At 65.5% G+C, this 18,435-nt stretch carries 14 protein-coding genes and 1 other RNA gene; all 15 read right to left on the bottom strand.

The genetic code is table 11. The features are described 5' to 3' along the window. Positions 1-25: 25 nt before the first annotated feature. The gene (locus tag A9973_RS24805; RefSeq protein WP_169271048.1) at positions 26-265 is read right to left on the bottom strand and encodes an acyl carrier protein; all 240 of its coding nucleotides are present in this window, start codon (positions 263-265) and stop codon (positions 26-28) included. Positions 266-290: 25 nt separating this feature from the next. Further along, positions 291-1,871 (bottom strand): MBOAT family protein, encoded by a 1,581-nt coding sequence (locus A9973_RS24800; protein WP_183016292.1) that lies wholly within the window; start codon positions 1,869-1,871, stop codon positions 291-293. A gap of 9 nt (positions 1,872-1,880) precedes the next feature. Then, a complete protein-coding gene (locus tag A9973_RS24795; protein ID WP_183016291.1) occupies positions 1,881-2,975 on the bottom strand; it encodes a cell division protein FtsQ in 1,095 nt (364 codons plus the stop codon). Between the two features lie 4 nt (positions 2,976-2,979). After that, positions 2,980-3,960, bottom strand: coding sequence for a twin-arginine translocation pathway signal (locus tag A9973_RS24790; protein ID WP_183016290.1), 981 nt, complete (start codon positions 3,958-3,960; stop codon positions 2,980-2,982). Positions 3,961-3,990: 30 nt separating this feature from the next. Beyond that, the gene (locus A9973_RS24785) at positions 3,991-6,756 is read right to left on the bottom strand and encodes a hypothetical protein (RefSeq protein WP_183016289.1); all 2,766 of its coding nucleotides are present in this window, start codon (positions 6,754-6,756) and stop codon (positions 3,991-3,993) included. Next, on the bottom strand, positions 6,753-8,450 hold the full coding sequence (locus A9973_RS24780; RefSeq protein ID WP_183016288.1) for a glycosyl transferase family protein: 1,698 nt from the start codon (positions 8,448-8,450) through the stop codon (positions 6,753-6,755). Before A9973_RS24780 ends, A9973_RS24785 begins: the two co-directional genes overlap by 4 nt. A 12-nt stretch (positions 8,451-8,462) precedes the next feature. Continuing rightward, a complete protein-coding gene (locus A9973_RS24775) occupies positions 8,463-10,679 on the bottom strand; it encodes a cellulose biosynthesis cyclic di-GMP-binding regulatory protein BcsB (RefSeq protein WP_255469281.1) in 2,217 nt (738 codons plus the stop codon). A 34-nt stretch (positions 10,680-10,713) separates the two neighbouring features. Next, the gene (gene wecB, locus A9973_RS24770) at positions 10,714-11,874 is read right to left on the bottom strand and encodes a non-hydrolyzing UDP-N-acetylglucosamine 2-epimerase (RefSeq protein ID WP_183016287.1); all 1,161 of its coding nucleotides are present in this window, start codon (positions 11,872-11,874) and stop codon (positions 10,714-10,716) included. A 380-nt stretch (positions 11,875-12,254) separates the two neighbouring features. Then, positions 12,255-12,554, bottom strand: coding sequence for a hypothetical protein (locus A9973_RS24765; protein WP_183016286.1), 300 nt, complete (start codon positions 12,552-12,554; stop codon positions 12,255-12,257). 82 nt (positions 12,555-12,636) lie between these two features. After that, positions 12,637-13,836, bottom strand: coding sequence for a YadA C-terminal domain-containing protein (locus A9973_RS24760; protein WP_183016285.1), 1,200 nt, complete (start codon positions 13,834-13,836; stop codon positions 12,637-12,639). Positions 13,837-14,153: 317 nt separating this feature from the next. Next, positions 14,154-14,543: a transfer-messenger RNA gene (gene ssrA, locus A9973_RS24755) on the bottom strand. A gap of 90 nt (positions 14,544-14,633) precedes the next feature. Further along, on the bottom strand, positions 14,634-15,809 hold the full coding sequence (locus A9973_RS24750; RefSeq protein ID WP_183016284.1) for an MFS transporter: 1,176 nt from the start codon (positions 15,807-15,809) through the stop codon (positions 14,634-14,636). Between the two features lie 358 nt (positions 15,810-16,167). Continuing rightward, the gene (gene gph, locus A9973_RS24745) at positions 16,168-16,842 is read right to left on the bottom strand and encodes a phosphoglycolate phosphatase (protein ID WP_183016283.1); all 675 of its coding nucleotides are present in this window, start codon (positions 16,840-16,842) and stop codon (positions 16,168-16,170) included. Then, positions 16,839-17,567 (bottom strand): bifunctional 2-polyprenyl-6-hydroxyphenol methylase/3-demethylubiquinol 3-O-methyltransferase UbiG, encoded by a 729-nt coding sequence (gene ubiG, locus A9973_RS24740; protein ID WP_183016282.1) that lies wholly within the window; start codon positions 17,565-17,567, stop codon positions 16,839-16,841. The genes gph and ubiG overlap by 4 nt, the downstream gene beginning before the upstream one ends. 150 nt (positions 17,568-17,717) lie before the next feature. Next, positions 17,718-18,299, bottom strand: coding sequence for an outer membrane protein OmpA (gene ompA, locus A9973_RS24735; protein ID WP_006225153.1), 582 nt, complete (start codon positions 18,297-18,299; stop codon positions 17,718-17,720). Positions 18,300-18,435: the final 136 nt, after the last annotated feature.

The raw sequence follows: 18,435 nt of genomic DNA, 5'->3' as shown, positions 1-18,435 counted from the left end.
GTCCCCCTGGCTGCTCGCGTGCGCGTCAAGCGCGGGCGTTCTCCGCGATGAATGCGGCAAGCGTGTGCACCGATTCCAGATGCACGTCGATCTCGGTCGGGGGGATCTTGCAGCCGAACTCGCGTTCCACGGCCAGCGCCAGGTCCACCGCGGCCAGCGAATCCACCAGGCCGGAGTCGATCAGCAGGGTGTCGGGATCCACCTTGGTCAGGATGATGCCTTCGATGATGTCCGAGACTTTGGCCTCGATCGTCTTGATGTCCATAGGATGCTCCAGGACCGCGTCGCGGTCAGAATTGGAAATAGAGGAACCGGGTTTCCTTATGCAGGTTTACCAGGCAAAGGAACAGCAGCGCCAGCATCACCGCTAGCCAGGCCGCGTTGGGACGCCACCGCATGAAGGCGCGGGGCGCTTCCTGCGTCTTGAAGAGCGCGGGCGAATAGCGGCCCAGGATCTGGTGTGCATTGGGCGTGAACCAGGCGATGCCCAGCAGCACGACCGCATAGGCCAGTTGCAGGTGATGGCCCACGATGACGCGCCAGGCGTCGCCCCAGGCCAGGCCGGCCACATGCGCGGACAGGTCCAGCGATTCCATGCCGCGCATGCCCACCATGCCCTGCATCAGCAGCATCGCGTCGCCCACGCCGTGGGCGCGGAAGAACGCCTGCGCCACAAGCACCGCCACGAAGGTCAGCAGGATGCACAGCGCGCGCTTGACGCCGCCCACCTTGCGCGCGGCGGCCGGCTTGCGGCCCACCACGAAAATCCGCCAGGCGTGGTTCACCGACAGGTACATGGCGTGCAGCAGCCCGAAGACGATGAACTGCAGGCCCGCGCCGTGCCACACGCCCGCCAGCGTCATTGTGAACAGCGTCGGGAACACGATGCTGCTGACGAATCCGCCCGGCGTTCTGATGCCCGCAGACCCCACCGGCAGGTTGCGGTCCGTGCGCCATTTCGACACCGCCATCGCCACGGGGTAGTACAGGTAGGCGGTGATGTAGCGGGTCAGCGTCATATGCCAGCGCGCCCAGAAGTCGATGATGCTGCTGGCCTTGTAGGGCGAATTGAAGTTCAGCGGGAAGCGGATGCCGAACATCTTGGCCAGGCCCAGCGCCATGTCCGAATAGCCCGAAAAATCGAAGTACAGCTGCAGCGCATAGCAGACACTGGCGCCCCACGAACCCCAGAACATCAATTCGCCGGGCGCGGCGAAACCGGCGTCCGCATAGGGCGCGATGCCATCGGCCAGCAGCACCTTCTTGGCCAACCCGATCACGAACAGCATGGCGCCGACCGACAGGTTTTCCGCCTTGAACCGGTAGTTCCCGGGTTGCGCGAACTGCGGCATCATTTCTTTGTGATGCAGGATGGGGCCGGCGATCAGGTGCGGAAAGAACGTGACGAACAGCACGTAGCTGAGCAGGCTGCGTTCCTTCACCACGCCCGCCTTGCAATCCAGCAGGTAGCCGATCTGCGTGAACGTGAAGAACGAAATTCCCAGGGGCAGGATGATGTCGTCCATCGTCGTGCTGGTCACGCCCAGGTCGGTCAGGAAGTTCAGCAGCGTCGCGAAGTACTTGTAGTGGAACAGCAGCACCAGGTCGGCGCCTACGCCCAGCCCGACGATCAGCCCTTGCAGCTTGGGGCGTCCGGTGTTGCGCAGGATCAACTGGCTGATCACGTAGTTGAATGCGATGGAGCCGGCCAAAAGCACGACGAACTGCGGGTTCCACCAGCCGTAGAAGACGAGCGAGGTCAGGCACAGCCACAATGCCGCCAGGCGCACGTTCAGCGGCCCCAGCGCGTAATAGATGGCCAGCGTGACGGGCAGGAAGATCAGCAGGAACAGGTAAGAGTTGAATAGCATCTTGGTTCGCTAAGGCAGGCGGGCCAGCACGGCCTTTTCGTCCGGGGTCAGCGGCAGGGACAACGCGTTTTCCGAGAACTCCCAGATCAGCAGCTTCAGGCTCTTTGGCCATTGGCCGCGCTGCTTGAGCGCGATTTGCAACGCCCCCGAGAACTGCCCGCCGTCCAGGCTCATGTTCCAGACTTCGCGGCCCAGGCCGATGCCCAGCCGTTCCGCGAACTGGCTGCGGCGGCCGTTGGAGGTGCCCGCCAGCAGCACCTCCACGGGCGGCGCCTCGTCCAGCAGCCCGCCGGCGCGCACCGGTTCTATCTTCTGTTCCGAGACGACTTCCAGCTCGGGCCGCCAGCCAGGCCGGGCATGCTCCAGCCCCGCCAGCACGATCAGGTCGCCCATCCGCGGCGCGGCGGGCACGGGCGCGTCGGTCTTGAACGCTTGCGCGCCGGGTCCTTGCAGCAGCGGCAAGGCCGCTTCGGCTACGCGCTGCGCGGCGGCTTCCGCACCCTGCGCGTTCATGTGCACGTCGGTGCGGAAGAAACGGGGGGCGGGCGCGGCCTTCAGCGCGTCGCGCAGGTCCACGAAGGGCACGCCCTGCACGCGCAGGGCGTCCTGCCATGCGTCCAGCGTCTGGCGCATCGGCAGGGATACCGGCAGGCCGCAGAGCCGGTCGGCTTCGACGCGGGATTTGTCGGGCACGGCGACGACCAGCACCTGCACCTGCTGCTGGCGCAGTTCCTCCACCCAGTGCCGCATCAGGCGCAGGCGTTCATTGAAAACATGGACGCCCGGTTGCTGGCGCAAGCCGTCGCGGTAGAACAGCCATTGCGGGCAGCCCATCGCGACCTGGTCGCCCAGGTCGCCCAGCACGCGGTAGCGCACCGAGGCGTTCCAGGTGTCCACTTCCGCCTGCCTGGGCATATGCATGGCCTTGTTCAGCACGCTGCCCGCCGATCCGTCGGCCCACGCGGCCGGCGACACCTCGGCCGGGCTGATCTTGGCGTCGACCAGGCACCAGGCGCCCCAGCCCAGGCCGACCGCCAGCAGCAACGCGACCACGAAGGCACTCAGCCGGTGGCTGGGCGCGGCGGCTTTGTCAGAGGGTTCCACGGCGCTACTTGCCAATGGCGGCCTTCATGCGGCTGCGCCAGGTGTCGGCGCCCATGATGGACGCGTTGTCCCACAAGCCCTTCGCATCCGGCCCTTGCGCATAGGTCGGCTCGAACATCTGCCAGACCAGCACCTGCGGCTTGTTCTGCTTGAACGCGGGCGACTCCAGGTACTCCAACAGCATGATCCACTGGCCGACGTTGCCGGGCTTCCAATTGACGGAGACCGGCCGGTCCAGCACGTTGGACAGCTTCTGCGGAAAACCGAAATACGGCTGCACCATGCTGTGGCCGGTCACGTGCACGGGGGCCGGCGCATCGTCCAGCAGGCTCTGGTTTTCGGCCTGGCGGCGCACGGTGTAGGTCTCGCGGCCGGCCTGCTTGCGCTGGTCCGGCGTCAGGAACAGTTCGGCCAGATCGCCATAGCGGCGCTCGTTGACCACGCTGCCCAGCGGCATGCCGGTGCCGGGTTTGCCGGCCAGCGTCTTCACGTCTTGCTTGATTTGCTGCGCCAGCGCTTCGGCGGTGGCGTCGGCCGCGGCCTGCGTCCAGTGCTGGTCGGTGCGGTAGAAGACGTCCTTGCCGCTGTCCTTCACGCGCTTCAGTACGGCTTCGTCGTCGAAGGTCGACACGCCGGCCTGCTTCAGCTTGTCCTGGATGGTCTGATAGCGCTTCTTCACGTCGGCGCTCAGCGATTTGCCGTCGGGCAGCTTGTCCTGATAGAACAGCGTCTTGTCCGGCAGCACCAGCACTTCCAGCTGGATGCCCTTGGCGGCCAATGCGTCGCGGGTTTCGCGCACCAGCTGGGTCGAGGCGTCGATGCCGCGCATGTCGACTTGCGTCAGGCTGCCCCAACCGGGGAACAGCCAGTTGTCCTTGCCCTGGATGACGAGGGACGAGCCTTCCTGCGCGTGGGCGGCAACGGCCAGCAGCGCGGCGGACAGGCCAAGCGCCAGGCGGCGGGAGAAGGGGAAAAGGGTTTGCATGAGGACGGACTCCTTGTTCGATGCGCGTCGTCAGTACGACAGGGTCAGGTTGATGAACAGGCCCCGGGCCCGGTCAGCCGCCCCGCCGCCGATGTTGAAACGGTACTGCGTCGTCCAGTCCAGATAGGACCGCGGCGCGTTGTAATGGTCTTCGCGGAACCAGTAACGGACGTTGAAGCCGGGGCCGGCGCCCATCGACCAGGACGAACCGTTGCCCAGCAGGTTATAGGAATCGGTGCCGTTGATGTCCAGGCCCGATACGCGGTTGCGGTTCGACAGCCAGTCGGCGCCGATCACGGCATACGGGAAGAACACGAGGCGGTCGCTGATGGCGTCCATGCGGTAGCTGCGGCCCACGCGCAGTTCGCCGGCGCCGAAGGCCTGGTCACGCTTCAGCCTGCCCGATGACTTCTCGCCGTCCACGCCGGTCGCATTGTCGCGCAGCCAGAACTTGGCGGGCATGTCCTGCCAGGAATAGCCGGCCTGCACGTAGCCTTCCATCGTGAACCAGTCGGGCCGGTCGATGCGCAGTGTGGTGCCTTCATACAGCCCGTAAGTCACATAGGCCAGCCAGCCGCCGCTGCCGGCGTTGGTTTCATAGTGGGCGGTCTGGTTGTCCTGGTTGAGCGCGCAGCGCAACGCCGACGGGTCCGGGCTGAAGGTCCCGCGCCGGGTCGCCGAGCCCAGGTTGAACTGGCGTTCCAGGCCGAACGTCAGGCCGACCTCGGTGGACGGCGTGAAGCGCATCCCCAGCGAGCCGATCGTCGTGGGGAAGCCGGCCAGCCCCTGGTTGCTGGTTTCATTGATGTCGACGCTGCCGCCGCACGGGTCGGACACCGTCTGGCTCGAGGTCTTGCCGCCCTTGTCGTACAGCGTATTGGACAGGCGGCCGTACAGTTCGAAGACCTGGGTGGACGAATTCAGGAAATCCGAAGGCCGCCAGAAGATCTCGGCGGTGCTGAAGACGGCGTCGCCCGGCACGGTGACGGCCGCGCCGCCCAGTCCGGCCGAAGCGGGCCGGGCGCCGCGATAGCCGGCGGAAAAATAGCCGCCCCATTCGCGGTCCAGTCCCGCGATGCCGTTGCGGGTGTCGAAGCGCTGCTGCGGCGTCAGTTCCAGCCTGCCAGCATCGGCTTCGTCGATGGCTTCCTTCAGCTTGCCGACCGCGCCGCGCTTGTCGCCGACGCCCGATAGCGCGTAGCCCTCGTCCAGGATGACGGTGGGGGGGGCTTTGCCGGTGGCGCGCGCCGCCTGGAAATCCTGCAGCGCCAGCTTGGGTTGTTTCATGCGCTGATGCAGATAACCGCGCTGCATCAGCAGCGTGGGGTCGTCGGGCTGGGCCGCCAGTGCTTCACTCATGCGCTGGTTGGCTTCCGCCAATTGCGCGCGGTCGCCGGCGGCCAGCGTGGTGGTCAAGAGGCGCTGAAGCTCTTTGTTGGCGGGGTCTTGCGCGACCGCCTGGCGGGCCTGGGCGATGGCTTCCTGATAGTCTTCGCGCGCATAGGCGGCGTAGGCCAGCGAGGCGGGGCCGCCGCTGCCGGCGGCGTCCGAGGGCAGCAGTTCACACGACGTGCCGTAGGGCGTGTCGCGGCAATCCTGCACGGGGGCGGGATAGTTGGCCAAGGTCAGCGTGGCGGGCACTGCCGGGCGCGACCGTGCGCGCTTGACGCGGGCGTCCGCCGCGTCGTCCTTGGCGCCCAGCGGCTGCATCAAAGCCAGTGCGCGCGCATTCTCGCCTGCGGCCAGCGACGCGTCGGCGGCGATCAACCGGATGTTGCGGCGCTGGTCATCGTCCAGCCAGTCCTGCTTGAGGGCCGCGTCGAAGTCGGCGTTGGCCAGATCGGTCTTGCCCTGGCGCTGGCGCAGATAGGCGCGCATGACCAGCGCCACGGTGTTTTCGTCGTCCTGCTTCATCGCGTCCGTCGCGGCGTCTTCGGCGGCCTGCAACTGGTTGTCCAGCATCAGCGCGCTGACGAGCAGCAGGCGATGGCTGGCGGTATCGGGCGCCAGCGCGACGGCCTGGCGCGCCAGCGGCACGGCGTCGCCCGGACGGTTGGCGATCAGGGCCTGATAACCCGCTTCGGCCGGCTTGATCGCCATGCGCCGCTTCATCGTCTGCTGGCGCGCGGTCAAGTCGTTCTTGTTCGGCGCGCCCAGCGCAATCGCTCGGGCGGCAGCGGCGTCGGCGTCTTCATACTTGCCCTGGGCTTCCAGCGCGTCCAGCCACAGCATGGCCCAGGCGCCTTGCTTCGGATCGATGCGGAACGCCTGTTCGGCGCCGCGCGCGGCCGCCGGGTAGTCGGCACGGTTGTAATCGGCGTAGGCACGCGTGGCGATGGGAAAGCCGCGGCGGTAGGCGGACGTCGTGGCCGGTGCGCCAGCCGCGCCGGCGGTGGCTTTGCCGGCCGGCCGGGGGGCGGCCTGCGGCTTGAGGTTGGCGCGCGCCTGCCGCAACGCGGGCGTATCCAGGCCGTTCTTGATGGCGTCGGCGGCGGCCTGGTCGGCCTCTTTCAGCTTGCCTTGCTTCTGCAGCGAATAGATCAGCAGCAAGCGCAGCCGTTCCACGTCCGGACGCAGGGCGATGGCGGATTCCGCCTGCCGCTGGGCAAGTTCATACTTGCCCGCGTCGTAGTTCTTGTAGCCTTCATCGGCAAACTGCCACGCGGCGCCTTCCAGCGGTGCTTCCGCCTTGGCCGGGGGCCGGGGCGGGTTCTGGCTCTGGGCCGTGGCGGGCGCGGCGGCCCACACGCATGCCAGCGCGGCGGACAAGATGAGCGAACGGGTCAACGGAGTCATGTCGTCGCGGGTTTGTCTTCTACGTGCGGGGGCGGCGGCGCCTCCTGTCCCGCTTGTTGGAAATCGATGGCCTCGTTGAGCGTGCGCTCGTCCAGCCAGCCTTGCTCCATCAGGATCTTGCCCAATGGCTTTTTCTCGCGCGCCTGGATTTCAAGCGCGCGCGACAGCGTGTCCTGGTCGATGGCCTGCCAGGACAGCAGCAGTTCGCCCAGCCGCTTGCGCTGCTGCGACAGCTGGTCGGTGCTGGGGAAGTCATGCATGGTCTTGTCCCAGGCCAGGCGCTTGCCCGTGATCAGATGCATGATGAACAGTCGCCAGGCCCGCGCCGCCGCCATCGCATTGATGAAGTTGCCCACGATCATCCGCGGGATCGACAGCAAGGCATGTTCCCAGCCATACATGTGGCCCACGAAGTAGGCCCGCTGCACCACGCGCAGCAGCAGGGCCACTGCGTTGATCCACATCAGCGTCACCAGCCACCCGCCGGGCCGGAAGTAAGACGGGTAATACACCGTCCACCAGCCAAACTTGTCCGCCAGGAAAAACAGGAAGAAGTTGGCCAGCAGCAAATACGCCAGGATGGCGATGAACGAAGTGACCAGCCCCTTGCGGTCGCGGAACAGCAGGTATTTGGTGGCCAGCGATCCCGTCCAGCCCACCTGCTGCCAGCCTTGCAGGCCGATACCCAAGGTCCAGCGCGCCTTCTGCCGGTAGGCGGTGCGGAACGTATTGGGAAAGTATTCGCGCACGCCCAGCGGCATCCTGATGGTCGAGATCTTTTCAGGCCCAAGCCCGAACCACGACCGGCGCCGCGTCACGTATTCCACGCGAAACTTGCCGAAAATCTGCTTCATGCCGCGCTGGGCCAGCCGCGCGCCGATGTCGTAGTCTTCGGTCAGCGTGTCCGTGTTGAAAGGCTGGTTATTGGTTTCGGCGGCCAACTCCACCAGCGCATGGCGCGAAAAGCAGGTGCCCACGCCGGCGGACGGCACCATCTTGGACAGGCTTTCGCGCACCACCAGGTCTTTGGTGTGCCATTCCGCGAATTCGTCCATGTAGGTGCCGGCGACCAGTTCGTACCAATGGCGTTCCAGCGACGTCACGGGCAACTGGATGAAGTCGATGCGCGGCAGCAGATAGTTGTAGTACTTGAGTTCCAGCGGGTGCAGCACGTCTTCGCTGTCATGCAGGATGACGCCGGCGAAGGGCACCGGTTGCTTCTCGTCTTGCGCGAAGATGGCCTGCACGATCCAGTTCAGGCAGTCGGCCTTGCAGGTGGGCCCGTCGTGCGGCACCTCCACGCGGACCAGTTGCCGGTAGCGCCGGCGCATGCGTTCCACTTCGTCGATCGTCCGCTGGTCGTTCTGGTAAGTGCCGGCGAAGATCATGTAGTTCTTGTATTCCAGCGTCGACACCATGGTCTCGAGCATCGACGAGATCACGTCGTACTCCAGCCACGCGGGCACCATGATCGCCAGCGGCTGCTCTTCCTTGGCGCGCAGCTGCTCAGCGGACAGCGGGGTGTAGCGGCGCTTGACCGTCAGCGAGCGTTTCAGTTCGCGCAGCCAGAACCAGGCGTCGATGAACAGGTCATCCAGGCTCGACAGCAGGATGACCACGCCCACGATGGCGGTCACGACTTCCAGCCCGCGGTAGTAGTCCGCGATGAAGTAGGGCCAGTAAAGCGAGGACATGGCGCTTCCGGGTTACTTGTTTTCCTTGCTCTTCCTGCGGTTCACGCGCAGGGCGACGATCAGGATAAGAATCAGGATCAGCATGCTGATGCTGATGGCGGGCACGCTCCACGAGATATAGCGGCGCCATTCGAAGAAGGCGCTTTCGCCTGCGCCCGGCGGGTGGCTGGCGTCGGGGTTGGCGCTATCGATCCAGGCCACGGGGCCCGTGGCGCCGATGATGGCGACGTTGCCGCGGTTCAGCACGAAAGGCGCATCAAGCATGCCCGGATGCTGGCCCAGCGTGTGCCACAGCAAGCCGTCCTGGCCCCCGCCGCGGACGACTTCCGCGGTGCTCAAGTGGTCCAGGCCGGAGAGGTCCAGCCAGGTCGCGTTCTTGCCGTCCACCTTCAATTGCTTGCGGTCGGTCACCTGGACCAGGGGCTTGGCCCCGTCCACCGTGACTTCCATCGCCAGGAACGGCCGGGCCGGCTTGACCGCCTGGCCCGCAGGCGCCACCGTCAATTCCGCGCGCGTCGCGGACATGCCGCTGGCGGACGCGATGCCGATCACGCGCTTGATGTTGTCGGGCGCATCGGCCAGGTAGCTGTCCGGAATGATCAACTGCGGGCTGCCGGCCAATAGCGGCAGCAGCCCCACGAACGTGCCGTCGGGCTGCGCCTTGCCCGGCTTCACGTAGCTGGTCGGCAGCACGTTCACGGGGTAGCCCTGGGGGATCTCGTTGCAGTCCACCGACACCGGCTGGCGCTGGAACGTGACGCGCACGGCATTGGTGACGCCCAGCGCATAGCCCGGCACGCGCGCGGTCAGGCGCTCGGGCCGGCCGTCGGCGTCCAGTTGCTTGGCGGCCAGCAGGATGCCGTTCCAGAACACCGACGCCACGGGCCGCGTCGTCGACGCGCCCGGCGCCGCGGCAAGGTCCATGATCAGCTCGTCCGGCATCTGGCCGTCGGAAGACACAGAAGCCAGCGGGAAGGTCGTGTTCCAGTCGCCGCGGTCGACCACGTCGAAGCTGTCCGGCGAACCGCCCAACGTCGTCAGGCGCAAGCCGCCGTCCTCGAACGTCTGGGGCGGCGTGGCGGTCTTCACGTTGACCTGGCGGGTGACCAGGATGCGGCGCCATGCCGCATCGAACGCGCCCGCGCCCTGCGCGCCGGCATCGGCCGCCACCGCGATCACGGCTTGGCGGCCCAGCGACAGCAGCCGGATATCCTTGGAAGGCAGGTCGGCGCCGGCCAGCGGCATGCGCTGCTGACGCCAGGCCTTGAACGCGTCGGCGGCGTCGGCGTCCGAGGCCAACTGCGCCTGCAAGGCGTCCAGCGCCGCGTTGTAGCGCGCACGCAGCGACGCGTCGACGATCACCACATCGCCGCTGACGGCGGGGGCGCCCAGGACCAGCAGCGCGCCGATTTCGGCCGGGCTGGCCAGCTTGTGCTTCGCATTGTCCGCCAGCGCGGCGAACGCGGGGATCTGCGCAAGGCCGGCGGGCGCCTGCAGGCCGCGCGTGTCGACCTCGTCGCCGACCGAGGGGAACGCCTTGACCGCCACGCGCTTTCCCGTGCGCTCCATCGCCACGCCAATGCGCCAGGCGCTGTCGAAGGCCTGCGCGTCCAGTTTGGCGGCGGGCACCATCAGCACGGGTTTTCCGGGCAAGGTGCCCCACGCGTCATCCAGGTTGCCGATGGCCGACGCGTCATAGCGGTAGCTCAAGCGGGTCTGCGGCGAGATCGTCAGCGCATTGGCCGTGTCGCGGTTGCTTTCGCAATGGCGCAGCGCGATTTCCGATTGCCAGTCCACGCCCAGCCGCAGGAAGCCGGTTTCGCGGCTGCGCGGCTCTACGGTCAGGTTGCGGGTCAGGGACCCGTCGCCGTCGGCGATCCGCTGCGCGGTTTGCGGCACGCCGTCCACCCACAGCACCATGCTCGTGCGCCCCGGCTCGCCCTTCGTGTATTTCGCGTCGAAGTTCAGCGTGGCGTCCGAAATGGGCACACCGCGCGGCACGGGCAGGTAGAAGTCCTGCCGCGCCTCGCTATTGCTCAGGACGACCGGCTCCGTGATGCCCAGGTCTTGCAGCGTGGTGGTGCGCGTCACCCAGTCGTCGCTTTGCAGGCGCCGCAAGGCGTCGCCCACGGGGCTGGCCATCGTGGCAAGGGGAAGCAGCATGCCGGCGGCCATCAGGGCGCGGCAAAGCCTGCGGATAACGGGGGTGGTCAGGGCGGGGTGGTGCATGGGGGCTCCGGGCAGGGAATACGTCGCGAGGGCGTCAGGCGGAAGGGGCGGCCGCGGTTCCGTAGGGATCGAATTCCGATACGGCGCGTCCGCACAAGGCGTCCACGATGCGTTGGCTGGCTTGGCCGTCGCCATAAGGATTGATGCGTCGCGAGAAAGACGCATGAAGGTCGGGGTCGTCCAGCAGGCGGGTGACTTCGGTCACGATGCGCCGCGTGTCGGTGCCGACCAGCGCCACCGTTCCCGCGCGCACGGCTTCCGGGCGCTCGGTCACGTCGCGCATGACCAGCACCGGTTTGCCCAGGTACGGGGCTTCTTCCTGAACCCCGCCGGAATCGGTCAGGATCAGGTAAGAACGCTGCATGAACCAGACGAAGTCCAGGTAATCCAGGGGATCGATCAGGTGCACATGCGACAGGCCGGCCAACTCCGTCATCACCACATTGCGGACTTGCGGATTCAAGTGCACGGGATAGACGATCTGCAGGTCGTCGCGGCGGGCCAGTTCGGCCAGCGCCGCGCAGATGCTCTTGAAACCGCCGCCAAAGCTCTCGCGCCGGTGTCCGGTCACCAGCAGCAGCCGGCGGGACGGATCCAGCCAGTCATGGCGGGTTTCCAGTTGGCGCGCCAACGGGCCTTGCGGATCCAGTTTGGCGCAGGTCATCGCCAGTGCGTCGATGACGGTGTTGCCGGTGACGGTGATGCGGCCGGCCAGGTTTTCGCGCAGCAGATTGCCGCGCGACTCCGCCGTAGGCGCGAACAGCCAGTCGCCGACGGCGTCGACCACGCGGCGGTTCATTTCTTCGGGGAACGGCATGGCCAGGTTGCCGGTGCGTAAACCGGCCTCGACGTGGCCGATGCGAACGCGGCGGTGGAACGACGCCAGGGCGCAGGCCGATGCGGTGCTGGTGTCGCCATGCACCAGGACGCAATCGGGCGCCTCGGCCTCCAGCACGCTGTCCACCCGGCTGATCAGCCGCGCGTACAGCCCGTTCAGGGTCTGGTTGGGGACCATGATGTCCAGGTCGTGCTGGGCGCGCAGGTCGAACAGGGCCAAGACCTGATCCAGCATCTCCCGATGCTGACCAGTCAGGCAAACCACGCTCTGGATTTCCGGCTCCTGTTGGAGCGCGGCGACAAGCGGGGCCATCTTGATGGCCTCGGGGCGCGTGCCGAATATGGAAAGGACTTTCATCGCAAGAGTGACCTCACAGACGCTGGTGGCATTTCCTTGCGTTTATTATGTCTTGAAAGCATTGGTAATATGTGACGGATTATTTCGACCCTGAATAATGTTGGGGACATATCCGGTAATAGACGGGCCGCCCGTCCAAGTGCCGCGGCAGATATCGCAAGCAGAGGACTGCACCGGTCCAACGATACGCCGTGCACCATTGCCCAAAGCGCCGAGCGGCGTCAAGGAATGCAAAGCAATGGTTAGCAGTTGATGCGGGGCACAAGCGGCGCAGTGGGCGGCGCGCCAGGCGCGTCGATACGCATCGAGAAAAAAGGCAAAAAGCAAAAAGCAAAAAGCCCTAGCAACATTCGCTAGGGCTTTCCATTCGCGTCTTCGATTCAGGAAGCGCTGGAAGCGCCGCATCGGATCGTGATTTCGCGGGCCCTCTGTTCGGGTTGATACGTTTTGTCAACGTGGCCGAGGGTCGAGATCAATGTGATCGGACGGTCTGCACAAATCTGTTTGGCGTGTTCCTGGCAGACCGCGCCATCTTCCAACAGCCCCTGGCATTGCACGCGATAGGCGAGCTCGCCATCGGCCAGGGTTATGACATCCGTGTTATGGCGGGGTCCCGACGAGGCGCACCCGGCAAGGGCGACCGAAAGGGCTATCGCAACGGAGATAAAAATGGATTTCATGATGTTCTCGAATTCAAGTAGGTAAGGGGAGCTTTGCGAGTCGGGCGGTGACTGCGGCAGGGCCGGTGGCGGCCCCGCCCTGTCACCACTGATACGACGCGCCGACGCCGAAGGTGGTGTTCCCGGAACTGATGCCGGCGCCGGCACGGGCTTTCAGGTTCTGCATCAAGCGGACCGTGCCGCCAATCGCCAGCGCCTGGTACCCCTTGTAGTAAGCCGTGCCAAAACCGACCGAAACCGTGCGGCCCAGGTCCACATCGGGAATCATGGTCAAAGCCGTCGCTGCGGCCACGCCCGAGTACGCGCCGCCCTTCAACTGCGACAAGTCGCCGCGCACGGCGCTGATCTGGTGATCCGTGTACTGGCGGCTTTCGCCGCCGACTTTGTCGACCTGCTCGTCGGTGTACTGGCGGGAGTCACCGCCGACCGCCTTCAACTGCGACACGTTGACGGCATCGCTATCGGCCGTCCCGGCCGCGACGCCCGAGATTTGGCGATACTGTCCGGATGCGGCATTTCCTACCGAAACCGCTGCCTGCGTGCTCGTCGTGGCCTGAATCGAAGCCGTCTGCGCAGACGTCGCGCCGGTGGGAACGTAGCCGGCGACGCCGGCTGCGGTGTTCGAGACCGAACCGGCGCCGATCGCGACACCGCCGGCTTGTTGCACGGTCGCGCCGCTGCCGATGGCGACTCCCCCCGAGGCGTTTGCTGCGGCGTTCATACCCATTGCAACGGATTCGTCGCCCAGGGCAGCCGACTGCGGCCCAATGGCGATCGCACTGGAACCGGTGGCCAGGGCATTGCCTCCCACCGCCACCGAATTCGCACCCTTCGCACCGGAATTGGCAGCCGTGGAGTTGCCGGTTGCCGTCGAGTTCACCCAGACGTATTCGCCTGCGGTGTTCGAAAGCCAGCGCGTGCCGTCCCAGGTATACAGGCCCGGACGAACGCCGTTCGGACCTTCCGTGGTGGCGGTGTTGTAGACGGTCATCCCCGGCGTCATGGTATTGCCGGCCAAGCCGAATACGTCGTCGGACGACAGCTGGACTTTTGCGTTCAGGAGGCCTTTATCCGTCGGGGTGGTCGGGCAACCCAGCTGCAGCAACGCGCTGGCATCGGGCCTGCTGACGCAACCGATGGTCTGTTGGGCCATGACAGTCGTCGCCGACAGAGCCAATGCCAGGGGGACGAGCAACGCTGCGACTTTGAAATGGGGACGGCGCTCGTGGAACGCGCGCAGGCCAGTGTGCGAAGAGGGGGCGGAATGGGTAAGAAAGCGCATGATTAACTCCAGAGGTATGGAGTGAAATCAGATCGAGTGCGGTGCGGTTGGATTTGATTGCCGAGCGTCGAACGGTCTTCTTTCACGATAGGGGCCTTGGCTTTCGCTTCGTGCCCCGATGTGATTAGGATCTCTCTTCGGCGTATTGGCGGGATTGGGAAATCGCCCTTTCGGGCTGTAGAAATTTCCCACCCTGACGTCTTGCCCATGCCGCGACGCGCGTCGCTTCCGCTAAGTGGGCCAATCAAATTCGCCCGAAAAAAAAGGCCAACTTTTAGGGTTGGCCTTTTTTAAGTGCTTGATAGCACTGGAGTGTTTGGTGGAGCCGGGGGGAATTGAACCCCCGTCCGCAAGCCCTCTGCAATCAGTTCTACATGCGTAGTCGATTTATTTAGTTTTAACTTTGGACTTAGCCAACCGACAGGCCGGACCAAAGCGATTCACGTAATTTAAATCTGAGCCGTGTGACCCCAGCGCAGACCGATTCCTTGTGAATGTCGCTGCTGTGGTTCGAGGGTTACCCCCCTAGGAAGTTGCCTTCCTCCACCTGACCCAAGGACAGATCAGTGCAGCGGCTCACCGCTTAAGCGGCGAGAGCGAAACGCTCGTCGTTGGCGTTTGTAGTGTTTCCAGTGGTTTAACGAGCGAACTGGTGCTCGGCATGCCCTGAGTTGTTTCGCGACCCACGTCGAATCCGGATCGGCCCCAAGAACTTCTATTGTACTGGTAAACGCAATAGCCTGCTGCGTTGTCCACGCCCGCTTTTGCAAGCGTGGCGCGGGGGATACACGCGCCGGCTAGACGGCGTTGGCGCACTCGGCTTTCGCCTGGCGCGGGCGCGACGCCGCCATCAGCGCGAAGGCCAGGGCGACGGAAACCGCCACGATGACCGAGGCCGCCCAACCCAGCGTGGCCAGGCCGTAATGGTCGATCACATGGCCGCCGACCACCGCGCCCAGCCCGATGCCGATGTTGGCGCCCGAGATGTTCAGCGACGCGGCGAAGGCCGGCGCTTCGGGTGCCGCTTTCATCAGGCGCACATGGCACACGATGAACAGCGCGGCCTGCGCGATGCCCCAGATGCCCAGCGCCACCGCCAGCAGGCCGTGCGATTGCATCGCGGGCGCCACGAATGCCAGGCCCGCCGCCATCATCGACGAGAACAGCGCGGTCGCGCCCAGCGGGCTGCGGTCCACCATGCGGCCACCCAGCGTGTTGCCGATCAGGCCCACGCCGCCGAAGGCCATCATGGTCCAGCCGACGATCTGCCCGTTGAATCCGGCCAGCCGTTCCAGCATGTCCGCCAGATAGGTGTAGGCCGTGAACATGCCGGTGAACACCAGCAGCGACAGCACCACGTGGCCCAGCACGACCGGGTTGCGCAGGATGCGCAGTTGCGTGACCAGTTTGACGCTGTCGGCGCGGATGCGGGTGCTGGGGAATGCCAGCAGCAAGAGCAGCGCCTTGGCGAAGGCGACGCCCGACAACACCCAGAAGGCCGCGCGCCAGCCGAAGGCGTCGGAGATCAGCACGCCGATCGGGATGCCGAACACGGTGGCGGCCACGATGCCGAAGGCCACCATCGAGATGGCGCGGCCGGCGCGCGCCGGCCCGACCAGTTCCACGGCGGTGGCGCTGGCCAGCGACCAGAACACGGGCAGGGCCAGGGCGGGCACGAAGCGGGCCACGGCCATGACCCAGATGTTCGGGGCCACCGCCGCCACGGCGTTGGACACGCCGAACAGCAGCAGTACGCCGATGAACAGGCGTTTGCGTTCGACGTTGGCCATCAGTGCGGTCAACAGGGGGCCGGTTGCCGCCACCGTGAAGGCGAACAGCGAGACCAGCAGGCCGGCCTGGGACACCGTGACATTCAAGTCGCGGGCCAGCCCGGGCAGCAGGCCGACGATCAGGAATTCGGTGGTCAGGATCGTGAAGCCGGCGGCGGAAAGTAGCAGGATGGGCAAAAGCATAGGCATTCCTCTGGCGCGATGCCGTCAGGCGGCGCGCGGGGCAGGGCGTTATAGGTACTGAAAGGTCTAAGGGGCGCGGCGGCAAGAAGCCGGGCGCTGCGCGGCGGCAGAATGCCGTCGGCGCGATGGGTTGTGGTTGCGGATGGGAACTGCCGCAACCCCGGCGTCAGCCGGAAGGGCAATCGGGAGGCACCCGAATGCCTTGCATGAGTGACACTTTAAGGGACTTTGGATTCCGGATAAAGGGCCGGGTTCCGGATAAATTATTCGATCAGGCCAACTAATCGGCACGAAAAACGGTAGGAAAACCCATGCCGGAAGGCGGGCGGGCCGACGGTGGCCCGCTGCGCCCGCTGCGTCAGCGCAGGTCGCTGGGCAGCAGCGGCTGGATCGCGGACCAGAGTTCCGCGGGGGTGTTCGCGCAGGTTTCGGCTTCCCAGGTGCTGATGTTGTCTTCTTCGCCCACATAGCCGTAGGCGGCCGCCACGGCGGGCATGCCCGCGGCATGCGCGGCCTGGATGTCGCGCAGGTCGTCGCCCACATAGACGCAGCGGTCCACGGCAAAACCGGCTTCGCGCGCCGCATGCTGCAACGGCAGGGGATGCGGTTTGGCGTGAGCGGTCGTGTCGCCGCAGACCAGCACGGCGCTGTCGCGCGTCAGGTCCAGGAATTCGACGATCGGCAGGGTCAGGTAGGTGACCTTGTTGGTGACGATGCCCCAGGACAGGCCGCGGCGGCGGATGTCCGCCAGCAATGCTTCGATGCCGGGAAACAGCTTGCTGTGCACGGTCGAGCTGGCCGCGTAGTCTTCCAGGAACTGCAAACGCGTGGGTTCGTAGTCCGGGTCGCCGGCCTTCAAGTCCAGTGCCACGCGCAACAGCCCGCGCGCGCCTTGCGACGCCACGGGGCGCAGGGTTTCGTAGGGCAGGGGTTCCAGGCCGCGACGGGTGCGCTGCTTGTTGGCGGCGGCGGCCAGGTCGGGGGCGGTGTCGGCCAGGGTGCCGTCGAAGTCGAACAGGATCAGGGCGCTCATTTACGGGTAGCCATCAGATAGTTGACCGAGGTGTCGGCCGACAGCGTGTAGATCTGGGTGATCGGGTTGTAATCCATGCCGCGCATGCTGATCGGCTCGAGGCTCGCGGCGCGAGCCGCCGCCGACAGTTCGCTGGGCTTGATGAACTGGTCGTAGCTGTGGGTGCCGCGCGGCAACAGGCGCAGGACGTATTCCGCGCCGACGATCGCGAACAGGAATGCCTTGGCGTTACGGTTCAGCGTCGAAAAGAACACCCAGCCGCCCGGTTTGACGAGCGTCGAGCAGGCGCGCACGATCGACGCCGGGTCCGGCACGTGTTCCAGCATTTCCATGCAGGTGACCACGTCGTACTGGCCGGGCTGTTCCGCGGCCAGTTCTTCCACCGGCACGTTGCGGTATTCGACCTTCACGCCCGATTCCAGGCCGTGCAGGCGGGCGACCTTCAGCGACTTGTCGGCCAGGTCGATGCCGGTGACATCCGCGCCGCCGCGGGCCATCGCTTCCGACAGGATGCCGCCGCCGCACCCGACATCCAGCACTTTTTTGCCGGCGAGGCTGCCGGCGGACTCCTGAATCCACTCCAGCCGCAGCGGATTGATGGCGTGCAGAGGCTTGAACTCGCTTTCGGGGTCCCACCAGCGGCTGGCCAGGGCGCTGAACTTGTCCAGTTCGGCCTGGTCGGCGTTGACGGCGGGGCGGGCGGAGTCGTGAATTTGCGTGGTCATGGGCGGTCCAGCGAAAAGCGACGCTATATATAGAGAGGGGGCCGTCGCGCAAAGGCGGGGAGGAAACACGCCATTGCACCGTATTGGTGCAAGACGGACGAAAAAAAGGGCCTCGCTATGCGAGGCCCTTTATTGTAGCTAGTCCGGCAATTACTTGCGGCTACCCACGATTTCGATTTCAACGCGACGGTTTTGGGCGCGGCCCTCTTTCGTCTTGTTGGAAGCGATCGGGTTCGACTCGCCCTTGCCTTCCGTATAGATACGGTTGGGGTCGATACCCTTGCTGACCAGGTAGGTCTTGACCGAAGCGGCGCGGCGCTCGGACAGCTTCTGGTTGTAGGCGTCAGTACCGATGGAGTCGGTGTGGCCAACAGCAATGATGGTTTCCAGCTCGATACCGCGAGCTTGCTGGGCGACTTGATCCAGCAGCTGACGGCCTTCGGGCTTCAGGGTCGACTTGTCGAAGTCGAAGAACGTGTCAGCATTGAACACGACCTTTGCCGCCATCGGGGCCGGCTTCGCCTTCTGTTGTGCAACCGGGACACCGTCGCAACCGGGGATACCGGTGGCAGGGGTCCAGAAAGCATCGCGCCAGCACAGTTCGTTCGTACCGTTTTTCCAAACGTTACCGAACGGGTTGCGCCAGTTGTCCACGGTTTGCGCGGAAGCTACACCAGAGGCCGTGACGGCGGCGAAGGCGAGCGCCAGAGCGAATTTGGAGGGTTTGTTCATGTTTCTCCTCGTTGAGCTTGAAGCTGGATAAGTGACTCGCAGCGAACCCCCGCCGCATATCAGGAAAACGGGGCCAGTATAGCAACGCCAAGAGCTGGTTCAAAGGAATAGCTACTGGGTTTCCTGCGTGCTGGAA

Origin of the sequence: Achromobacter sp. UMC46 (genome assembly GCF_014170335.1) — a bacterium.
GTDB lineage: Bacteria > Pseudomonadota > Gammaproteobacteria > Burkholderiales > Burkholderiaceae_B > Achromobacter.
This window is presented reverse-complemented; position numbering and strand designations above follow the sequence as displayed.